We start from the raw sequence: 19,382 nt of genomic DNA, 5'->3' as shown, positions 1-19,382 counted from the left end.
GGAGAAGAGAAGCGAAGGGGAAGCGGAGGAGGGAGGGAGAAGGAGTCAGACGGTGGTGAGGAACGCCTCCCGCCCACGTGCGAACGGCGCCGACTCCGCGTCGATCGCCTGCTCCTCCCATGCCTCACGGTCGCGGAGATACAGCGGCACTCCGGCGGTGATGGACCGTGTGTCGGCTCCGCCGGTGCGCAGCCGCCAGGTCACGGACCCGGTGGTACGGGATGCGCAGGCGTCGATGAACTCCTGGGTGGCGAGCCGCAGTTCTCCGAACCAGCGGCCTTCGAGGGCCTCGCGCGTCCAGACCTGTTCCAGGTGTCGCTTCTCACGGATGAGTTCGGCCTCCAGGCAGGCGCTCTCGATGTGCCGGTAGCTGCTGAGCAGCAGCCAGGCGGCGGGCATCTCTCGGATCTCCAGGACCTTCTCGCCGTGCTCCAGGTGCTCCAGGCCGGAGTAGCGGCCGAGTCCGTACGCACCCACCCGTCGGTTGAGACGGTCGATCAGCACGGTCAGCGGCAGCGGTTCGCCGTCGACGGCGGTGGGAAGCCCGTGTTCGAAGGTGACCGTCAGGGTGTCTGTGTCGCCGGGAGCGGCGGTCGGCCGGCTCCAGGCGTACATCTCCTCCGGGACCTCGTGGAGCTCGGGGTCGTCGAGGATGCCCGACTCGAACTCCCGGCACCACAGATTGGAATCTCCGCTGACGATGCGCCCGGCGAGCAGATCGATGCCTGCGGCCCTCAGTTCGACCAGCTTGTCGTCACGGCTGACGGGATCGAGGTCGTAGGGGCTGCCGAACGCACCCTCGTAGCCGAGCAGCCGCAGCGCCCCGTTGAGGCGGCGCAGGGTGTTCTGCGAGCGGTTGGCGGTGTGCAGCACGGCCTGTGCGCCGAGTCCGCGGGCCAGTCCGACGGCGCTGTGGGCGATCAGTGGACGGCTGAGCGTGGAGCTGACGGGGTGGATGCCGAGGTAGACGGCCTGGGCGGCGATCGCGGGAGCGACATACCGGTCGGCGAACTCCGCACGCCGGTCGAGGATGTGGATCGTCGCGCCGAGCGCCTCGGCCACCTGGCGTTTGTACGTACTGGACTCGTCCTCGCCGATGTCGACGCTCACGGCGTGCACCTCACGGACGCCCATCCGGCGCAGCCGCAGCAGCAGGTACGAGCTGTCCAGGCCGCCGCTGAACAGGGTCACGACGGGGCGGTCCGGGTCCAGGGAACCGAGCTGTGAGAAAGAACGAATGAGCGGGGGACGCATGGCCTCTCCAACCTCTGCACTGGTCACGGATCAGGAGACTTCCGTGCTGGGAGGCGGCGGACAATGGATTCCGGACGTCCGCGCCCGGCCACGACCGGTACCGGAAACCACAGGTCGGCTGAACGGGAGCCGGGCCCCGCATGCTCTGGTCCCTTTCGCCCGGGCAAGGTGGGCCCAGGCGGAGTACGCCCTCTCGCCAGGCCCCGCACCCGCTCGGTCCCTGGCGCGTCTACCTCCGTCCCACCGTTCCGCCCACTCGTCGCAATTGGCGAGTTCACCTACGGGTTTCTCATGGGGCACACGGCCAGAGTCACTCAGCGGGCGGCCTGGTCGAGGGCGGTGAAGAGGTCGCGATGACAGGCGCAGGGTGATGTCGTGCTCGCGAAGGCCAGGCACTCGCGCTCCAGCCACCGCAGGTGGTCCACCAGCAGATACGCGTACGTCCTCTGCGTGCCGAGCCGTCATGGAGACGCAGGAAGCGGCCCGCCTCCACATGGAGCGCCCTCGCACCAGACGATCGTCCACGACCGCCGCCCGTGAAAGGGTGCGACCATCTCTGGCCGAGTTCGGTGTCGCAGGCCCAGAAGGATCGTCCTGCGCTCAGCGTGGGCTCTGGATCAGTGAGAAGCGGGCGCCCTCCGGGTCGGCGACCGTTGCCACGCGCCCGTGGGCGCTGTCCCTGGGGGACTTGAGGACGTGGCCGCCCAGGTCCACGAGGCGGACGACGGCTTCGTCCGTGTCGGCGACCTCGAAGTACGTGATCCAGTGCGGGCCCCGGTCGCGCGGCAGGGCGGTGCCCACGCCGTGGATGCCGGCGACCGGGCGGCCCTCGATGTGCAGGCTCACGTAGTCGAAGTCGGCGGAGACGACCGGCTCCTCCTCGTAGCCGAAGACCGTCTCGTAGAACTTGGCCACGCTCGCCGACTCGAAGGTCAGCAGCTCGTTCCAGGCCGGGGTGCCGGGCACGCCCGTGAGAGCCGTGCCGAGGTGCTCGGCCGCCTGCCAGATGCCGAAGACGGCGCCGACGGGGTCCGAGCCGATCGCGAGACGGCCGGCCTCGGCGGCGTCCAGGGGCCCCACCCCGATCGTGCCGCCGCACAGCCGTACCGTCTCCGCGGTCTGGTCCACGTCGTCGGAGGCGAGGTAGGGCGTCCAGGCGATCGGCAGATGGCGGTCCGGCGGCAGCTGGCCGATGCCGGCCACCTCGTAGCCGTCGAGCAGGGCCCGCGCGTACGGGCCGAGCTGCTGGGGGCCCGGCTGGAACTCCCAGCCGAACAGCGCACCGTAGAAGTCCTGGGTCGCGGCCAGACCGTGCACCATCAGGCTCACCCAGCAGGGCGTGCCGGGCGCGTGCCGAGCGTCCGTCTCGCCGTTCGGGCCGGCCGACCCCCGTGCCTCCGTCATCGTCAACTCTCTCCTCGACCCCTCGCGGTCGCCGGGTCGCTTCCGCACTCCGGATCTCCGTGCAGATGCTCGCACCACAGATGCGACCGCGCGCTCCGGGCGCGCCGCATGCCAGGAGGATGCCCGGTGTGCGGTTTGTCGTCCGTTTCTGTGCGATTGCCGCCGGGTGTCGATCAGCTGTACAGCATGTGCCCGAACCCGTACGCCTCGTGATCGAGCCTGTCCGGCCGAGCAGAGTAGCCGGACGTGGACGATGCGGCCACCCCGTGCGCAAGGATGGGGGCCATGAACGCCATCATCTCCGCTTCCGAACTCGCGAGCGAGCTCGCGGGGCCGCGCCCGCCCGTACTGCTCGATGTCCGCTGGCAGCTCAGTGTGGCCAAGGCAGCGGGCGAGCCGCCCTTCGACGGCCGGGCCGAGTACGCGACCGGGCACATCCCTGGTGCCGTCTACGTCGACCTGGACTCGGAGCTCGCCTCCGCGCCCGGCGAACGCGGCCGCCACCCGCTCCCCGACCTCGGGGTCTTCGGCGCCGCGATGCGACGGGCGGGTGTCTCGGCCGGGACGCCGGTGATCGTGTACGACGGCGGACAGGGCTGGGCCGCCGCCCGTGCCTGGTGGCTGCTGCGCTGGACGGGTCACCCGGACGTGCGGGTCCTCGACGGCGGGTTGCCTTCCTGGGAGGGGCCGCTGGAGACGTCGGCACCCGCGCCTGCGGAGGGCGACTTCGAGCCGGTTGCGGGTGGGGCGGGGCTGCTGGACGCCGACGGCGCGGCGGCGCTGGCGCGGGCCGGGGTGTTGTTCGACGCGCGCGCGGGGGAGCGGTATCGCGGGGAGGTGGAGCCGATCGACCGGGTCGGCGGGCACATTCCCGGGGCGGTGTCGGCGCCCGCGAACGAGAACGTGGCCGCGGACGGCCGGTTCCTGCCCGCGGAGGAACTCGCCGAGCGGTTCAAGGCACTTGGCGCGGCCGACGGTTCACCGGTCGGCGTGTACTGCGGCTCGGGTGTCTCCGGGGCACACGAGGTGCTGGCGCTGGCGGTCGCGGGCATCGATGCGGCGCTGTACGTGGGCTCGTGGTCGGAGTGGTCGTCGGATCCGTCACGGCCGGTCGCTGTGGGGGCCGACCCCCAGTAGGCCTGGGTCGCGGGTGGCGGTGGGTTCACACGCCGGCACTGGCCGGGTGCCGCCCCTTGCGGCACGACTGCCCGCAGGCTACGCGGGGTCGGGTGCTGCCTGAAGCGGCACGAATGCCCGCAGGTTACTCAGGTGATGCGTCGGGCGCTGCCCGAAGTGCCGACTGTCCGCAGGCTGCGCAGGCGGTGGGTCGGGTGGTGCCCGGTGTGGCCCGCAGGCTGGGCAAGTGGTGGGCCGGCGCATCCGGGCCGCACTCCACGCGGTCCCCGGCGTCTCGCCCGCGCCGACGGTGTAGACGGCACCTCGGTGCCGCAGACCGCGGCCGGGCGCTGCCCCGAGTGGCACGAATGCCCAGCAGGCTGCGCAGGTGGTGGTCGGGTGCCGCCCTGTGGGGGACGACTGCGCGCAGGCTACGCAGGTGGTCGGCCGGGTGCCGGCCTTCGGCGGGCCGGGGCCCATGCGGTGCGACTGCTCGCAGGCCGTGTATGAGTGAGGGCCGCGCGTGGTCGGCGCGGCCCTCGTTGTCGTGCAGACTTCCGTGCGGTCGACTACTCCTGCTTCTTGCGACGTGTGCCGAAGACGATCTCGTCCCAGCTGGGGACCGCCGCGCGGCGGCCGGGGCGGACGCCGTCGGCCTCGGCCTGGCGGTCCGTGGCGCCGACGAGGCGGTCGCGGTGGCTGGTGACGGAGCGGGGCATGAGGACGTCCGCGTAGGCGGAACCGGCCGAGGCCGCGGGGGCCGGGGGCTCCTCCTCCTCGGGTTCGGCGGCGGCCGGCTCCTCCGGCGGTGGCGGCGGGGGCGAGGCCTCCGCGGGACGCTCCGGGACCACCAGATCGCCGCGGAAGCTCGGTACCGCCTCCAACAGGCTGGTCAGCGAGTCCCGTTCACCCGTGCTCTCCTCGGCGGGCTCGGACGCCTGCGCCGGCAGGCTCGGCCGGTCGAGGGCACGGTCCAGCGGACGGTCGCGCGGCAGCCGTGCGATGCGCGGCACGAACGGAAAGCTGGGCTCCGGCGCGGCGAGATCCTCGGACTCGCCGATCAGCGAGCGCGCCTCCTCGTCGACGGCCTGGACGAGCCGCCGGGGCGGGTCGTACGTCCAGCTCGCCGAGTGTGGTTCGCCCGCGACCCGGTAGACCAGCAGGACCTCCCAGGTGCCGTCGTCGCGGCGCCACGAGTCCCACTGCACGGTGTCCTTCTCGACACCGCGCAGCAGCAGCCGCTCCTGGACGGCCTCGCCGAGCTGGGGTCCGGCGTTCTCACCGGGCCGGCGGACGGGCGTCTTGCGGGCCCGCTCGGCCATGAACGCGCGCTCCGCGAGCACCGGGCCCTCGAAGCGCCGTACGCGGTCGACGGGGATGCCCGCGAGCTGGGCGACTTCTTCCGCGGAGGCACCGGCGCGTATACGCGCCTGGATGTCACGGGGGCGGAGATGGCTCTCCACCTCGATCTCGATCTGGCCGAGGCGGGGCCGGTCGCCGCGGACGGCGGCGCGCAGCCGTTCGTCGATCGGAAGCGTGTACTCCGTTGCGTCGGCAGCCTTCAGCACCAGCCGTGTGCCGTCATTCGAGACGGCCACGACACGCAGTTCGGGCATGGGGACCTCCCGGGTGGTGCCTGCCGACGTCACGTGCGTCGCTGCTTCCGCTAGTCGAGTGTGGCCTGCCCGGGTGCAGCCTGCCACAACCTTGCCGAGTTGCCCGGCGTGTCGGGCCAGGGCCCTGGATCGCCGTTATGGCACGGTTACCTATTCGCAACGCTAAGTGACCAACTCCGTCACCCTGTGCAACTAGCCCCCTCCCGGCGGTCCTTGAAGGTCACGGACGCCCTGGCGGGAGACCGGACCCAGGGCTCGCAACAGTACTCCATTCGGGCCACGTGCGTGGATTGGCGCGCCGCCCAACTTCTGGCAACGGACCGGACCCGGCCGCCCGTTGCGGGGCTTTTGGGATCTTGAACGTGGCGTACTTCACGGAATCGGCAGAAACGGAACCAATGGCTACGGCCCCAACACCCGCCGCAGGTAGTCGTTCTGGAAGCGCCGGTCCGGATCGAGCCGGTCCCGCAGTGCGGTGAACTCGCCGAAGCGCGGATAGACCCCGGAGAAGTACTCGGCGTCCCGCGTGTGCACCTTGCCCCAGTGCGGCCGCCCCTCGTGCGCGGTGAAGATGTGCTCGGCGGCGGTGAAGTACGCCTGATAAGGCGTCCCCCGGAACATATGGACGGCGACGTACGCGCTGTCGCGGCCCGATGCCGTGGAGAGTGTGATGTCGTCGGCGGGGGCCGTGCGCACCTCGACGGGGAAGCTGATCCGCAGACCCGAGCGCTCCACCATCGTCTTCAGTTCGCGCAGCGTCTCGGCCAGGGCCTCGCGCGGGACGGCGTACTCCATCTCCACGAAGCGCACCCGGCGCGGTGAAGTGAAGACCTTGTACGGAATGTCGGTGTAAGTGCGGGCGGAGAGGGCCTTGCTGGAGATCTGGGCGATCGTCGGGACGGTCGCGGGCGCCGCCCGGCCGACCCACTGGGCGACCTGGAAGACGCCGTTGGAGAGGAACTCGTCCTCGAACCAGCCCGCGATCTGGCTCACCGGCTTCTCGGGGCCCGCGCTGCGGTTGTTGCGCTTGGTGTTGGTGGAGCCGGTGTGCGGGAACCAGTAGAACTCGAAGTGCTCGTTCTCGGCCCACAGTTGGTCGAACTCGGCGAGCACCCGGTCGAACGGCATCGGTTCCTCGCGCGCGGTGAGCAGGAAGATCGGCTCCACGGCGAAGGTGATCGCGGTGACGACACCGAGGGCGCCGAGGCCGATCCGGGCGGCCGCGAAGACGTCCGCATTCTCCTTCTCGGAGCAGGTGAGCACCGAACCGTCGGCCGTGACCAGCTCAAGTCCCTTGATCTGGGCGGCTATCGAGGCCGACTCGCGGCCGGTGCCGTGCGTGCCCGTGCTGGTGGCGCCGGAGACCGTCTGCTCCATGATGTCGCCCATGTTGGTCAGCGACAGACCCTCGCGGGCCAGCGCCATGTTGAGCCTCTTGAGCGGGGTGCCGGCCTCCACCGTGACCGTCATGGCGTCGCGATCAATCTTGCGGATGCCGGTCAACAGTTGAGGGCGGATCAATACACCGTCGGTGGCGGCGATGGACGTGAAGGAGTGCCCGGTGCCGACGGCCTTCACCGTCAGCCCGTCCTGAGCGGCCTGCCGTACGGCCGCCGACAGTTCCTCCACGGAGGCCGGCTCGACCTCCCGCGCGGGCCGGGCCGTGACGTTGCCGCCCCAGTTACGCCACGTGCCGTTCTTCCCGCTCGCTGTGCTGCTCAACGGTGCCTCCCCGACGCGGAGCCGGCCTGCTGAGCCGGCGGTACCCCAGGAAACCGACCGTGACCGCGACGGCCCCGGACACCGCCGGAACCCCGTACCCGGCACGTGCGCCGGCCGCGTCGATGACCCAGCCGGCGACCGATGAGCCGAGTGCGACGCCGACCGCGAGGCCGGTGCTCACCCAGGTCATGCCCTCGGTCAACTGTGCGCGTGGTACGTGCTCTTCGATGAGGGACATCGTCGTGATCATCGTGGGAGCGATGGACAGACCCGCAACGAACAGCGCCACGGCCAGAAACGGCAAGTTTCCGACCAGTAGGAGGGGGATCATACTCACGGCCGTCGCGCATATGCCCAGCAGCCAGCGGCGGGCGGGCGCCCCCTTGAAGTGCAGCAGCCCGAACACGACCCCCGCCATGCAGGAACCCGCCGCATACAGCGCGAGCACGACGCTCGCGACCGCCTTGTGTCCCCGCTCGTCGGCGAAGGCCACGGTGACCACGTCGACGGAACCGAAGATCGTCCCGGTCGCCACGAAGGTGGCCACCAGCACTTGCAGGCCACGCGCGCGTAGTGCGGTGCCACCGCCGTGCTTCTCCCGGGGATGCGGCTCGGGCTCGGTGGCACGCTGGGCGGTCAGCCAGAAGACGCCGGTCGCCAGGAAGCAGGCGGCGAGCAGCGGCCCCGCCTCCGGGAACCAGGCCGTGGACAGGCCGATGGAGATGATCGGCCCGAAGATGAAGCACACCTCGTCCACCACCGACTCGAAGGAGTACGCGGTGTGCAGCTGCGGAGTGCCCCGGTACAGGGCGGCCCAGCGGGCGCGGATCATCGCGCCGAGGCTCGGCACCGAGCCGATGCCGGCGGCGCACACGAACAGCACCCAGTCCGGCCACCGGAAGTGCGCGGCGAGCAGCAGCCCGGCCGCCGAGACGAGCGCGACGAGCGTCGCGGGCCGCAGCACCCTGCGCTGCCCGTACTGGTCCACCAGCCGCGAGATCTGCGGCCCGATCGCCGCGGCGGCGAGCGCGATGGTCGCCGACAGGCCGCCCGCGAGCCCGTAGCGCCCGGTGAGCTGGGAGATCATCGTGACCACGCCGATGCCCATCATCGACAACGGCATCCGGCCGAGGAGGCCCGCGGCGGAGAAGCCCTTGGTGCCGGGGGCGGCGAACAGGGCGCGGTAGGGGCTGGGCACGGGGTCTCCGATGGCTACGGCTCAGAAAGGTTCTGACGACGGAAGGGTTCTGACAACGGAAAGGTGCTGGCTGGAGCTCAGTAAGGTGCGAATACAGCTGATACAGCTTACGAGTCGGGTCACCCTAATGCACCCGGCAATGCGGCGGGTGAACTCGTCCGGAATGCGGGCCGCCCCCGCTCGTCACCCCGCCGTTTCCCGGCTGTCAGTGCCGGGTGGCAGGATCGAGCCATGTCAGACGCGCTCGATGCCACCCCCTACGACGCCCTGCTCCTGCTCTCGTTCGGCGGCCCGGAGGGCCCGGACGACGTGGTCCCGTTCCTGGAGAACGTGACGCGCGGGCGGGGCATCCCCAAGGAACGCCTGAAGGAAGTCGGGCAGCACTACTTCCGGTTCGGCGGGGTCAGCCCCATCAACGACCAGAACCGCGCCCTCTTGGACGCCCTCCGCAAGGACTTCGCGGACCACGGCCTGGACCTGCCGATCCACTGGGGCAACCGCAACTGGGCGCCCTATCTGACGGACACCTTGCGCGAGATGGTCGCCGACGGCCACCGCCGCATCCTGGTCCTCGCCACCAGCGCCTACGCCTCGTACTCGGGCTGCCGCCAGTACCGCGAGAACGTCGCCGACTCGCTCGCCGAGCTGGAGGCCGAGGGCCTGGAGCTGCCGAAGATCGACAAGATCCGGCACTACTTCAACCACGAGGGCTTCCTGGAGCCCATGATCGAGGGCGTCCTGCAGTCCCTGGCCGACCTCCCCGAGGACGTCCGGGACGGCGCGCACCTCGCGTTCTCGACGCACTCGATCCCCACCGCGTCCGCGGACACCTCCGGCCCGGTCGAGGACCACGGCGAGGGCGGTGCGTACGTCGAGCAGCACCTGGAGGTCGCTCAGCTCATCGCCGACGCGGTCCGCGAGCGCACCGGCATCGACCACCCCTGGCAGCTCGTCTACCAGTCGCGCTCCGGGGCCGCGCACATCCCGTGGCTCGAGCCCGACATCTGCGACCACCTGGAGGAGCGGCACGCGGCCGGCGCCCCGGCGGTCGTCATCGCCCCCATCGGCTTCGTCTCCGACCACATGGAGGTCCTCTACGACCTCGACACGGAGGCGAAGGCGAAGGCCGAGGAGCTGGGTCTGCCGATGCGCCGCTCGGCCACCGTCGGCGCCGACCCGCGCTTCGCCGCCGCGATCCGCGACCTCGTCCTGGAACGGGCGTCCGTGGAGCGCGGCGAGGAGGTCACGCCCTGCGCCCTGGGCACGCTGGGTGCGAGCCACAACGTCTGCCCGGTCGGCTGCTGCCCGGCCCGTGCCCCCCGCCCGGCCGCCGCGGGCGTCGACAGTCCCTACGCGTGAGGAGCCCCGTGACCGACCCCCTGCATCAGGAACTGCTCGCACTGGCCCAGGAGGCCGCCCGCCGCGCCGGGGCGCTGCTGCGCGACGGCCGCCCGGCCGACCTCGCGGTCGCCGCGACCAAGTCGAGCCCGATCGACGTGGTCACCGAGATGGACATCGCGGCGGAGAAGCTGATCACGGACCTGATCTCCGAGCACCGCCCGGACGACGGCTTCCTCGGCGAGGAGGGCGCCTCCACCGAGGGCACCAGCGGGATCCGCTGGGTGATCGACCCGCTCGACGGCACGGTCAACTACCTGTACGGGCTGCCCACTTGGGCTGTCTCCATCGCGGCCGAGCAGGACGGCGAGACCGTCGTCGGGGTCGTCGCGATCCCGATGCGCGGCGAGACGTTCCACGCGGTCCGCGGCGGCGGAGCGCACGCCACGGGTCCCTGGGAGGGGGAGCGCGAGCTGGCCTGCCGCCCCGCGCCGCCCCTCGACCAGGCTCTGGTCTCCACGGGCTTCAACTACGTCACCGAGGTCCGCGCCCACCAGGCCGAGGTCGCGCAGAAGCTGATCCCCCGGCTGCGCGACATCCGGCGCGGCGGCTCGGCCGCCGTCGACCTGTGCGACCTCGCGGCCGGCCGCCTCGACGGCTACTACGAGCGCGGGCTGCACCCGTGGGACCTCGCGGCCGGCGACCTCATCGCCCGGGAAGCGGGCGCGCTGACCGGTGGACGCCCCGGAGAGCGCCCCGCACACGCCCTGACGATCGCCGGCACCCCGGGCGTCTTCGAGCCGCTCCAGCGCCTCCTTGAGGACTTCGGCGCCTGGCACGACTGACGTCACAGGCCCTGCAACGCCCACTGCACCGCCGGACACCGGCCGGAGAGAGCCGTAGCCGGCTGAGGCGCCCCCGCAGGCGAACGACCCGGACAAGCAGACCCCCGGCGCTGGATTCGCCGGGGGCCCGCTGTCGTACGTACGCGCTGATCAGACGCAGACGCTAGGCGCCGACCTCCACACCGTGCTCGGCGGCGAGGCGGCGCAGGTCGTCGAGCTCGGCCTGTTCCACCTCGACGAGGAAGTCGTCGCCCTCGTCGCGAGCCCGCGTCATCTCGGACTCGGTCGTCCTTATGCGCTGCAGAAGTCCTGCGGTGAATGCGTCCATGCTGCGCCCCCTCGTCCTGGGTCGTGGGTCGGTGGCACGGGGGTGTGCCGTTGGGAAGGGGCGATCACGTCTCCATCAGGTGCCCGGCACACGGGCGCCGGGGGCGGCGACGGTGCCGGACACCCACGCCCACTCTGCGGAAAGCGGATTGCGCCGTGCCGCATGGTGTTGCGGCACTAGCAGAGCGTGATCGCGGGGTATGAACCGTCCTCCCCCCGCTTCCTTCCACGGAAACCTCAACCCGGCGAGAAAATCTCGCATTCCCGGGTCTCACACCTGTCCTTCATCCTGCGCTCATCCTCCGCCCACCCGCCTTACCGCCGACTTATGACCGAAAAGGGCAGGATGGAGGCACACACTCATGAAGACCCCTGCCCGCGTGTGCCCTTGCAGGCGCTACGCGGGTGGACATCAGGAAGGACAAGCGACGTGCGCGTACTCGTCGTCGAGGACGAGCAACTGCTCGCCGATGCGGTGGCCACCGGACTGCGCCGGGAGGCCATGGCCGTCGACGTCGTGTACGACGGCGCGGCCGCCCTGGAGCGCATCGGCGTCAACGACTACGACGTGGTCGTCCTCGACCGCGACCTCCCGCTCGTCCACGGCGACGACGTCTGCCGCAAGATCGTGGAACTCGGCATGCCCACGCGCGTGCTGATGCTCACTGCCTCCGGCGATGTCAGCGACCGCGTCGAGGGTTTGGAGATCGGCGCCGACGACTATCTCCCCAAGCCCTTCGCGTTCAGCGAGCTCATCGCACGCGTGCGTGCCCTCGGCCGGCGCACGAGTGTGCCGCTGCCGCCGGTCCTGGAGAGGGCGGGCATCAAGCTCGACCCCAACCGCCGCGAGGTCTTCCGCGACGGCAAGGAGGTGCAGCTCGCACCCAAGGAGTTCGCCGTCCTGGAGGTGCTGATGCGCTCCGAGGGCGCCGTCGTCTCCGCCGAGCAGCTCCTGGAGAAGGCCTGGGACGAGAACACCGACCCGTTCACGAATGTCGTGCGCGTGACCGTCATGACCTTGCGCCGCAAGCTGGGCGAGCCGCCCGTGATCGTCACCGTGCCCGGCTCCGGCTACCGGATCTGATGCGCGATGGCCGCAACACCCGCTCTCCCCACGGCACCCCCCAAGCCCACCTGGGACCCCAGGAAGCCCGAGCCGCCGTTCCCCTGGCTGCGCCCCACCATCCGCATACGCCTCACGCTGCTGTACGGCGGCATGTTCCTGATCGCCGGCATCCTGCTGCTGTCGATCATCTACCTGCTGGCGGCCCAGGCCCTCCATCAGGGCCTGGGCCAGGCATTCTCGGTGTCCGGCAACTTCGACATCACCAGCACCACCTGCCCCGCGGTGGACTCGGCTCCGAAGAGCGAGGTTGCCTCGATCCTCGAGAACTGCGACGCCATCCAGCGCCAGCACGCCCTCGACGACCTGCTCAGCCGCTCCCTGCTCGCCCTGCTCGGCCTCGCGATCATCGCCTTCGCCTTCGGCTACGCCATGGCCGGCCGGGTGCTCTCCCCGCTCGGCCGGATCCTTCGCACAGCCCGCGCCGTGGCCGGCTCGGACCTGTCCCGCCGGATCGAGCTGGACGGCCCGGACGACGAGATCAAGGAACTGGCCGACACCTTCGACGACATGCTGGAGCGCCTGCAGCGCGCCTTCACCGCCCAGCAGCGCTTCGTCGGCAACGCCTCGCACGAACTGCGCACACCCCTCGCGATCAACCGCACGCTCCTCGAGGTGCACCTGTCCGACCCGAACGCGCCGGCGGAGCTGCACCAGCTCGGCAAGACGCTGCTGGCCACCAACGAGCGCAGCGAGCAGCTCGTCGAGGGCCTGCTGCTGCTCGCCCGCAGCGACAACCAGATCGTCGAGCGCAAGCCGGTGGACCTCGCCGAGGTGGCCGAGCAGGCCGTCGACCAGGTGCGCTCGGAGGCGGACGCCAAGGGCGTGGTGATCCGCAGCGAGCAGAAGCCCGCGGTCGTGCAGGGCAACGGCGTGCTCCTGGAGCGGATCGCGCTGAACCTCGTACAGAACGCCGTGCGGTACAACGTGCCGGAGGACGGCTGGGTCGAGGTCACCACCGAGGTCCAGCACGGCCAGGCGGTCCTGGTGGTGTCGAACACCGGACCGGTGGTACCGGCGTACGAGATCGACAATCTCTTCGAGCCCTTCCGGCGGCTGCGCACGGAGCGCACGGGCAGCGACAAGGGCGTCGGCCTCGGTCTTTCCATCGTCCGGTCGGTGGCCCGGGCCCACGGCGGGCACATTTCGGCCCAACCCCGCGAGGGGGGTGGACTCGTGATGCGCGTCGCGCTGCCGATCTGAGATCATGTCGCCGACACACGGGGATGTTCGCTTTGCGCGGAATTTTCTGGCCGCCGGACGGAGCATCCCATGTGTGATCGATCACAAGGGCGATTTTCTGGCCATCTACTCTCCGTGATCATGATGACTGCCGTAAAGCCGGGAAAATCCGGGTTTTCGGGTGTCCTGATCACGGGAAGTACAGGGTGAGGCGCCTTTGAAGTGCGGTAGGGGGACCGTGTACGGTCCCGTTCGCCATCCAAGCCGATCACTCTTGAGGAGTCCGGTTGGGTGTCGATTGAGTAACAGACCTTGATGTGAGGCAAAATCTCCGCCTCGGGTCGGGCACAAGTCCGGCCTCTCACGCGTTACGTGCGCTGGAGACACCGCAGACACCCAGAGGGGGAGAGCGCGACATGGCAACGGATTACGACACCCCACGCAAGACCGACGACGACGTCGACTCGGACAGCCTTGAAGAGCTCAAGGCCAGGCGTAATGACAAGTCGACCTCCGCAGTGGACGTCGACGAGTTCGAGGCCGCCGAAGGCCTGGAGCTGCCCGGCGCGGACCTCTCGAACGAGGAGTTGGCCGTCCGGGTGCTGCCGAAGCAGCAGGACGAGTTCACCTGCATGAGCTGCTTCCTGGTGCACCACCGCAGCCAGCTGGCCCGCGAGAAGAACGGTCAGCCGATCTGCCGCGACTGCGACTGAGGCCGGGTCGGCCGTGACCGGCTCGACCCCACCTTGGAAGCGCCGCTCCCTCATGCCGGGAGCGGACGAAGGGCCGTCCGACGGCCCTCACGGCGCGCGTGATGACGAGCGGGGCCCGTCCGGTACGACACCGGGCACCACAGGGCCCGCAGGACCGGCCTCGCTCGACCCATCGGCCGGCCGGGTTGACCTCCCGGCCCCGCCGCGGACACGCGTGCCCGGCGCCAGACGGGCCGCGGTGATCCGCGACAAGGCCAGGGAAGGCGTCCGCAGGGGCGGCAGCGCCGCCAGGGCGGGCCTGGCGTATGTCGCGGACAGGATCATCGAGAACGCCCCGCGGATCCCCGTACGGGACCTCGCGGCGCTCCGCAGACAGTTCCCGGGCCTGGGGCCCGAGCAGCTCGCGGACAAGCTCGTGGCGGGGGCGGCGGCCGCCACCTCGACGGTCGGCGCGGGGATCGGAGCCGCGGCGATGCTTCCCGTACCGCCCGCGATGCCGACGGAACTGGCCGCCGAGATCACCGGGGTCGCGGCGATCGAGCTGAAACTGATCGCCGAACTCCACGAGGTCTACGGCGTACGCCCGCCCGGCAACCTCAAGCAGCGCAGCACCGCGTATCTCAACTCCTGGTCGGGAGAGCGCGGGGTCGACGTGACCAAGCCGTCGACCGTGAGCTCCGCGCTGAACGGTCCCATGAAGCGCGAACTGCGCCAGCAGATCATGAAACGCATGGTCCGCGACCTGCCGAACCTCATGCCCTTCATGGTGGGAGCCGCGGTAGGGGCGGTCATGAACCGCCGGGACACCAAGAAGCTTGCGGCGCGGATCCGGGGGGACCTGAGAAAGATCCAGGTGCCGTGGGACGCACTCCCCGAACTCCCGCCCCTGGAAGCCCCGGAGCGGCCGCTGGAGCTGGGGGACGGCTCAGCGGGCTGAGGGGGGTTACGCCACGGCCTCCCGGGCCGTCCTCAGCGCCTGGGCCAGGCGCTCCGGCTCCCGCGTCGACAGGTACAGGTACGGCGTCGGGTCCTCGGGGTCGGTGACCTCCACGCGCAGGGCCGTGGGGATGTAGGCGCGCAGCAGGAGGAAGGCGCGGGTGTCGGCCTTGTAGGTGCGCCAGGCGCGCGCCTCCTCCGGGTCCAGGACCTCCGCTTCGCCCAGCGCCGTCACCGGGATCTTCGCCTCGCCCGCGATGAGCGAGCCGGCCACCACCCGGATGCGGACCGAGCCGTACGCGCTCGCCGCGACCGCCATCGCCGCCGTGCCGCCGACCAGGCCGCCGAGCAGCGGCAGGGTGCCGAAGGGCAGCAGGATCAGGGCGAAGGAGACGCCCACCAGGAAGGAGATCAGCCACCACGAACGGGGGGCGGTGAGGCGTTCTTCGTAAGGGGTGGCGGAGAGCTGCATGCAGCCAAGCTTGGCATGGTGTCCGGATTTGGTGGACGCGCGGGTAAGGTCTGCGGCTGTGAGTGGTACTTCCCCAGCTCTTCAGCCTCCCGCCGACGCGGTGAAACCGGTGCGGCACCCTGATGCTCCCGCGCCCGGTGAGCTGCTCGGTGCCCACTACGAACAGTGTTTCGGATGCGGCGGCGGGCAGCCCCATGGACTGCACCTGGAGGCACGGGCCGGCGAAGGCGTCACGATCACCGCGGAGTTCACCGTCCAGCCCGCTCACCAGGGGGCGCCCGGACTGGCCCACGGCGGGGTGCTGGCCACCGCCCTGGACGAGACTCTCGGTTCGCTGAACTGGCTGCTCAGGACGATCGCCGTGACCGGACGGCTGGAGACGGACTTCGTGCGGCCCGTTCCGGTCGGGACGGTGCTGTATCTGGAGGCCGAGGTCACGGCGGTGGCGGGCCGCAAGATCTACTCGTCCGCCACCGGACGCATCGGCGGCCCGGACGGGCCCGTGGCCCTGCGCGCCGACGCGCTGTTCATCGAGGTGAAGGTCGACCACTTCATCGACAACGGCCGCCCGGAGGAGATCCGGGCCGCCATGAACGACCCGGACCAGAGCCGGCGCTCGCGCGCCTTCGAGGTGAATCCGTGAGCCGTGACCCCGTGAACGTACCGATCCGGCGCGTCGACCCGGACGTACCGCTTCCGTCGTACGCACATCCCGGTGACGCGGGCGCCGATCTGCGTACCACCGAGGCGTGTGAACTGCAGCCGGGCGAGCGGGCCGTGCTGCCCACGGGGGTGTCGATCGCGCTCCCGGAGGGGTACGCGGCCTTCGTGCACCCGCGGTCCGGGCTCGCCGCCCGCTGCGGTGTCGCCCTGGTGAATGCCCCGGGGACGGTTGATGCCGGGTACCGTGGGGAGATCAAGGTGATCGTGGTGAATCTCGACCCGCGCGAGGCCGTGCGGTTCGAGCGCTTCGACCGGATTGCCCAACTGGTCGTCCAGCAGGTCGAGAGGGTCCGCTTCCAGGAGGTCGCGGAGCTTCCCGGCTCGGCGCGGGCCGAAGGGGGCTTCGGGTCCACCGGAGGTCATGCGGCGGTGGCCGGAACGAGCAGCACAAGCGGTCAGGCCGCCGTGGGCGGCACTACGGGTGGGAATCGATACGCTTCGGTCGTATCCGACCGGGAAGGACAGTGACGTGTTCGGACGTCGCAAGAAGAAGGGTGCCGCCGAGGACGCGGCCGGCGAGGCCGAGCAGGTCGTCGACTTTGTCGACACTGAGGCGGACGACGAAGAGGGCGAGCGCGAGCGTGTGAGGCTCGAGCCCGAGCCGCGGCCGGACGGGCCCTGGGACGACTCCGAGGTGCGCGACCCGGCCGAGGGCCGGGTGGACCTGGGCGGGCTGTTCGTGCCCGGCGTCGACGGCATGGAGCTGCGGGTCGAGGTCGCGGGCGACGCGATCGTCGCGGCGACCGTCGTGCTGCGCGACAGCGCCATCCAGCTGCAGGCCTTCGCCGCCCCCAAGCGCGAGGGCATCTGGGCCGAGGTGCGCGAGGAGATCGGCTCCGGCATCACCCAGCAGGGTGGCATCATCGACGAGGTCGAGGGCCCGCTGGGCTGGGAGCTGCGTGCCCAGGTGCCGGTGCAGCTGCCGGACGGCACGGGCGGTTTCCAGGTCGTGCGGTTCGTCGGTGTGGACGGTCCCCGCTGGTTCCTGCGCGGTGTGATCTCCGGCCAGGGCGCGGTGCAGCCGCAGGCGGCCGGCCTGCTCGAGCAGATCTTCCGGGACACGGTCGTGGTCCGCGGCGAGGGCCCGATGGCGCCCCGCGACCCGATCGTCCTGAAGCTGCCGAACGACGCCCAGATGGTCCCCGAGGGTGTTCAGCAGGAGGAGGGCTCGCGCTTCTCCGGCGGCATGGGGCAGCTGCAGCGCGGACCGGAGATCACCGAGGTCCGCTGAGCGCTCCGCTGGGCTGAGCCGCATATCAGACACAGCCCCGCGCCCCCTTCGGGGCGAGACTGTTCGAGAGCCGCACCCCTTGGGGTGCGGCTCTTTTGTGTGCGTGAACTCTTGACGGCTTATTGGTCTGTACCTACGGTCTCCGCTCAACGCGTCTGTTCATAAAGGCACTTAACGTTCACATACGAGAACGGATGACCCCCACCATGCGTCGTATCGCACTCCTCGCGACCGCCTCCACGCTTGTCGTGTGCATGATCACTTGGCCCGCGGCCCGTCATGCCGACGCCGCTCCCACCGTCTTCGTGCACCCCGGCGTCACCGTCTCCAAGGCGCAACTGGACTTCGCGCGGACCGAGGTGAACGCGGGCGCCCAGCCCTGGAAGGGCGCCTTCGACCAGCTGATGGCGAGCAGGTACGCCGACCTGAACCGCACGCCGAAACCCCGGGCGACCGTCGAATGCGGCTCCTACTCCAACCCCGACCACGGCTGCACGGACGAGCGCCAGGACGCGATCGCCGCGTACACCGACGCACTCGCCTGGTACATCACCCGCGACGACCGGTACGCGAAGAAGTCCATCGAGCTGATGGACGCCTGGTCCGCCGTGATCAAGGAGCACACCAACAGCAACGCGCCCCTGCAGACCGGCTGGGCGGGCTCCTCCTGGCCGAAGGCCGCCGAGATCATCAAGTACACGTACTCCGGCGGCTGGGCGAACTCCGGCCGCTTCGCGACCATGCTCCGCAACGTCTACCTCCCCGAGATCATCAACGGCTCCGACTCCAACGGCAACTGGGAACTGTCGATGACGGAGGCCGCGGTCGGCATCTCCGTCTTCCTCGAGGACAAGGCGTCGTACGACAAGGCCATGGCGAAGTTCCGGACCCGTACCGCCGCGTACGTCTATCTCTCCTCCGACGGCGATCTGCCGAAGACCGTGCCCGGCCAGCACCTCGACACCAAGGCGAAGATCGTCAGCTACTGGCAGGGGCAGTCCACCTTCGTCACCGGGCTCACCCAGGAGACCTGCCGCGACTTCACCCACACGGGATACGGCATCTCCGCGATCTCGCACGTCGCCGAGACCAGCCGGATCCAGGGCCAGGACCTGTACGGCACCGACGTCGGCGAACGGCTGCGGCAGGCGCTCGGGTTCCAGGCCAAGTACCAGCTGGGCGCCGCCGTCCCGGGCTGGCTGTGCGGCGGCTCGCTGAAACTCGGGCTCGGGCCCGTCACCGAGGTCGGCTACAACGCCCTGCACAACCGCCTCGGCATCGCGATGAGCAACACCGGAACGCTGACCGAGCAGCAGCGCCCGGCCGGCACCAACAGCCTCTTCGTCGCCTGGGAGACCCTCACCCACGGGGACAATCCGAGCTGACCGACCGTTGAAGAACCGGGCGGCGAGTGACGATACTGACGCCCGGCCGACGGCTGCACGGGGGAGGGCACATGAGCCAGGTGGTCACCGAGACCATGGTGCGGGTCGAGAACATCCACAAGTCCTACGGCCACGGAGCGGCCGCCGTGCACGCCCTGCGCGGGGTCTCCTTCGAGGTGCCGCGAGGCGAACTCGTGGCCCTCAAGGGGCGCTCCGGGTCGGGCAAGACGACGCTCCTCAACATCGTCGGCGGACTCGACGTGCCCGACGAGGGGCGGGTGAGCGTCGACGGCCTCGACCTGTCGCAGCTCGGCGAGGACGGACTCCTGGCCCTGCGGCGCGACCGCGTCGGCTTCGTGTTCCAGTCCTTCGGGCTGATCCCCATCCTCACGGCCGCCGAGAACGTCGGTGTGCCCATGCGGCTGCGCCGGGCCGAGGTGCGCGAGCGCGAGGAGCGCGTCGACCTGCTGCTCGCCCTCGTCGGCCTCACCGACCACGCGACACAGCGACCCGGCGAGCTGTCCGGCGGCCAGCAGCAGCGGGTCGCCATCGCCCGCGCCCTCGCCAACAGCCCCTCCCTCCTCGTCGCCGACGAGCCGACCGGCCAGCTGGACGCCGAGACCGGGCACGCCGTCATGGAGCTGCTGCGGGCCGTCGTCGACAGCGAACAGGTCACCGCCCTGGTCGCCACCCACGACGCCACCCTGCTGGACCTCGCCGACCGGGTGCTGGAGCTGCGCGACGGGGAGATCGTCGAGACCTGAGCGGCACGGCGTCAGAGTTCCGTCAAAGACGGC

Annotated in this window: 19 protein-coding genes; 12 read left to right on the top strand and 7 right to left on the bottom strand. The window is 70.6% G+C overall.

Annotated elements, in window-relative coordinates; genetic code table 11:
* Positions 1 to 45: 45 nt before the first annotated feature.
* A complete protein-coding gene (locus ACWCRD_RS27715) occupies positions 46 to 1,254 on the bottom strand; it encodes an argininosuccinate synthase-related protein (protein ID WP_450968483.1) in 1,209 nt (402 codons plus the stop codon).
* 600 nt (positions 1,255 to 1,854) lie between these two features.
* The gene (locus tag ACWCRD_RS27710; RefSeq protein ID WP_450968482.1) at positions 1,855 to 2,658 is read right to left on the bottom strand and encodes a VOC family protein; all 804 of its coding nucleotides are present in this window, start codon (positions 2,656 to 2,658) and stop codon (positions 1,855 to 1,857) included.
* Between the two features lie 285 nt (positions 2,659 to 2,943).
* On the opposite strand from ACWCRD_RS27710, the gene ACWCRD_RS27705 reads away from it, so the two are divergent.
* On the top strand, positions 2,944 to 3,795 hold the full coding sequence (locus ACWCRD_RS27705) for a sulfurtransferase (RefSeq protein ID WP_450968481.1): 852 nt from the start codon (positions 2,944 to 2,946) through the stop codon (positions 3,793 to 3,795).
* Between the two features lie 548 nt (positions 3,796 to 4,343).
* Here ACWCRD_RS27705 and sepH read toward each other — a convergent pair.
* The 3 genes from sepH to ACWCRD_RS27690 all read right to left on the bottom strand — a co-directional run bounded on the left by sepH (position 4,344) and on the right by ACWCRD_RS27690 (position 8,310).
* Positions 4,344 to 5,390 carry a septation protein SepH gene (sepH, locus tag ACWCRD_RS27700; protein ID WP_450968480.1) on the bottom strand — a complete coding sequence of 349 codons (1,047 nt, stop codon included), beginning with the start codon at positions 5,388 to 5,390 and terminating at the stop codon, positions 4,344 to 4,346.
* Between the two features lie 402 nt (positions 5,391 to 5,792).
* Entirely contained in the window at positions 5,793 to 7,112 is a 1,320-nt protein-coding gene (locus ACWCRD_RS27695) for a D-arabinono-1,4-lactone oxidase (RefSeq protein ID WP_450968479.1), read from the bottom strand.
* Entirely contained in the window at positions 7,072 to 8,310 is a 1,239-nt protein-coding gene (locus ACWCRD_RS27690; RefSeq protein WP_450968478.1) for an MFS transporter, read from the bottom strand. Before ACWCRD_RS27690 ends, ACWCRD_RS27695 begins: the two co-directional genes overlap by 41 nt.
* A 231-nt stretch (positions 8,311 to 8,541) precedes the next feature.
* Between ACWCRD_RS27690 and ACWCRD_RS27685 the strand changes: the two genes are divergently transcribed.
* Both ACWCRD_RS27685 and ACWCRD_RS27680 read left to right on the top strand, forming a co-directional pair.
* The gene (locus tag ACWCRD_RS27685; RefSeq protein WP_450968477.1) at positions 8,542 to 9,669 is read left to right on the top strand and encodes a ferrochelatase; all 1,128 of its coding nucleotides are present in this window, start codon (positions 8,542 to 8,544) and stop codon (positions 9,667 to 9,669) included.
* Between the two features lie 8 nt (positions 9,670 to 9,677).
* Entirely contained in the window at positions 9,678 to 10,493 is an 816-nt protein-coding gene (locus tag ACWCRD_RS27680; RefSeq protein ID WP_450968476.1) for an inositol monophosphatase family protein, read from the top strand.
* A gap of 163 nt (positions 10,494 to 10,656) precedes the next feature.
* Here the strand turns inward: ACWCRD_RS27680 and ACWCRD_RS27675 are convergent, their stop codons facing one another.
* The gene (locus ACWCRD_RS27675; RefSeq protein WP_450968475.1) at positions 10,657 to 10,821 is read right to left on the bottom strand and encodes a hypothetical protein; all 165 of its coding nucleotides are present in this window, start codon (positions 10,819 to 10,821) and stop codon (positions 10,657 to 10,659) included.
* 429 nt (positions 10,822 to 11,250) lie between these two features.
* Here ACWCRD_RS27675 and ACWCRD_RS27670 point away from each other — a divergent pair, with 429 nt between their 5' ends.
* From ACWCRD_RS27670 to ACWCRD_RS27655, 4 genes are all read left to right on the top strand, one after another.
* Complete coding sequence (locus tag ACWCRD_RS27670; protein ID WP_003993508.1) at positions 11,251 to 11,904, top strand: response regulator transcription factor; 654 nt, start codon at positions 11,251 to 11,253, stop codon at positions 11,902 to 11,904.
* A gap of 6 nt (positions 11,905 to 11,910) precedes the next feature.
* Positions 11,911 to 13,146: a sensor histidine kinase gene (locus ACWCRD_RS27665; RefSeq protein WP_450968474.1), complete on the top strand. Its 1,236-nt coding sequence runs from the start codon at positions 11,911 to 11,913 to the stop codon at positions 13,144 to 13,146.
* Between the two features lie 395 nt (positions 13,147 to 13,541).
* A complete protein-coding gene (locus ACWCRD_RS27660; RefSeq protein ID WP_005481602.1) occupies positions 13,542 to 13,838 on the top strand; it encodes a DUF4193 domain-containing protein in 297 nt (98 codons plus the stop codon).
* A gap of 13 nt (positions 13,839 to 13,851) precedes the next feature.
* Entirely contained in the window at positions 13,852 to 14,775 is a 924-nt protein-coding gene (locus ACWCRD_RS27655) for a hypothetical protein (protein ID WP_450968473.1), read from the top strand.
* 6 nt (positions 14,776 to 14,781) lie between these two features.
* Here ACWCRD_RS27655 and ACWCRD_RS27650 read toward each other — a convergent pair whose 3' ends face one another.
* On the bottom strand, positions 14,782 to 15,246 hold the full coding sequence (locus ACWCRD_RS27650) for a DUF3093 domain-containing protein (protein WP_450968472.1): 465 nt from the start codon (positions 15,244 to 15,246) through the stop codon (positions 14,782 to 14,784).
* A 58-nt stretch (positions 15,247 to 15,304) separates the two neighbouring features.
* Here ACWCRD_RS27650 and ACWCRD_RS27645 point away from each other — a divergent pair, with 58 nt between their 5' ends.
* The 5 genes from ACWCRD_RS27645 to ACWCRD_RS27625 all read left to right on the top strand — a co-directional run bounded on the left by ACWCRD_RS27645 (position 15,305) and on the right by ACWCRD_RS27625 (position 19,349).
* Positions 15,305 to 15,889: a PaaI family thioesterase gene (locus ACWCRD_RS27645; RefSeq protein ID WP_450968471.1), complete on the top strand. Its 585-nt coding sequence runs from the start codon at positions 15,305 to 15,307 to the stop codon at positions 15,887 to 15,889.
* Positions 15,886 to 16,437 carry a dUTP diphosphatase gene (gene dut, locus ACWCRD_RS27640; RefSeq protein ID WP_450968470.1) on the top strand — a complete coding sequence of 184 codons (552 nt, stop codon included), beginning with the start codon at positions 15,886 to 15,888 and terminating at the stop codon, positions 16,435 to 16,437. The genes ACWCRD_RS27645 and dut overlap by 4 nt, the downstream gene beginning before the upstream one ends.
* A gap of 1 nt (position 16,438) precedes the next feature.
* Complete coding sequence (locus tag ACWCRD_RS27635; RefSeq protein WP_344401773.1) at positions 16,439 to 17,200, top strand: DUF3710 domain-containing protein; 762 nt, start codon at positions 16,439 to 16,441, stop codon at positions 17,198 to 17,200.
* A 206-nt stretch (positions 17,201 to 17,406) separates the two neighbouring features.
* A complete protein-coding gene (locus ACWCRD_RS27630; protein WP_450968469.1) occupies positions 17,407 to 18,585 on the top strand; it encodes an alginate lyase family protein in 1,179 nt (392 codons plus the stop codon).
* A gap of 71 nt (positions 18,586 to 18,656) precedes the next feature.
* Positions 18,657 to 19,349 carry an ABC transporter ATP-binding protein gene (locus tag ACWCRD_RS27625; RefSeq protein ID WP_450968468.1) on the top strand — a complete coding sequence of 231 codons (693 nt, stop codon included), beginning with the start codon at positions 18,657 to 18,659 and terminating at the stop codon, positions 19,347 to 19,349.
* Positions 19,350 to 19,382: the final 33 nt, after the last annotated feature.

It is taken from the genome of Streptomyces sp. NPDC002092, assembly GCF_053593775.1.
This window is presented reverse-complemented; position numbering and strand designations above follow the sequence as displayed.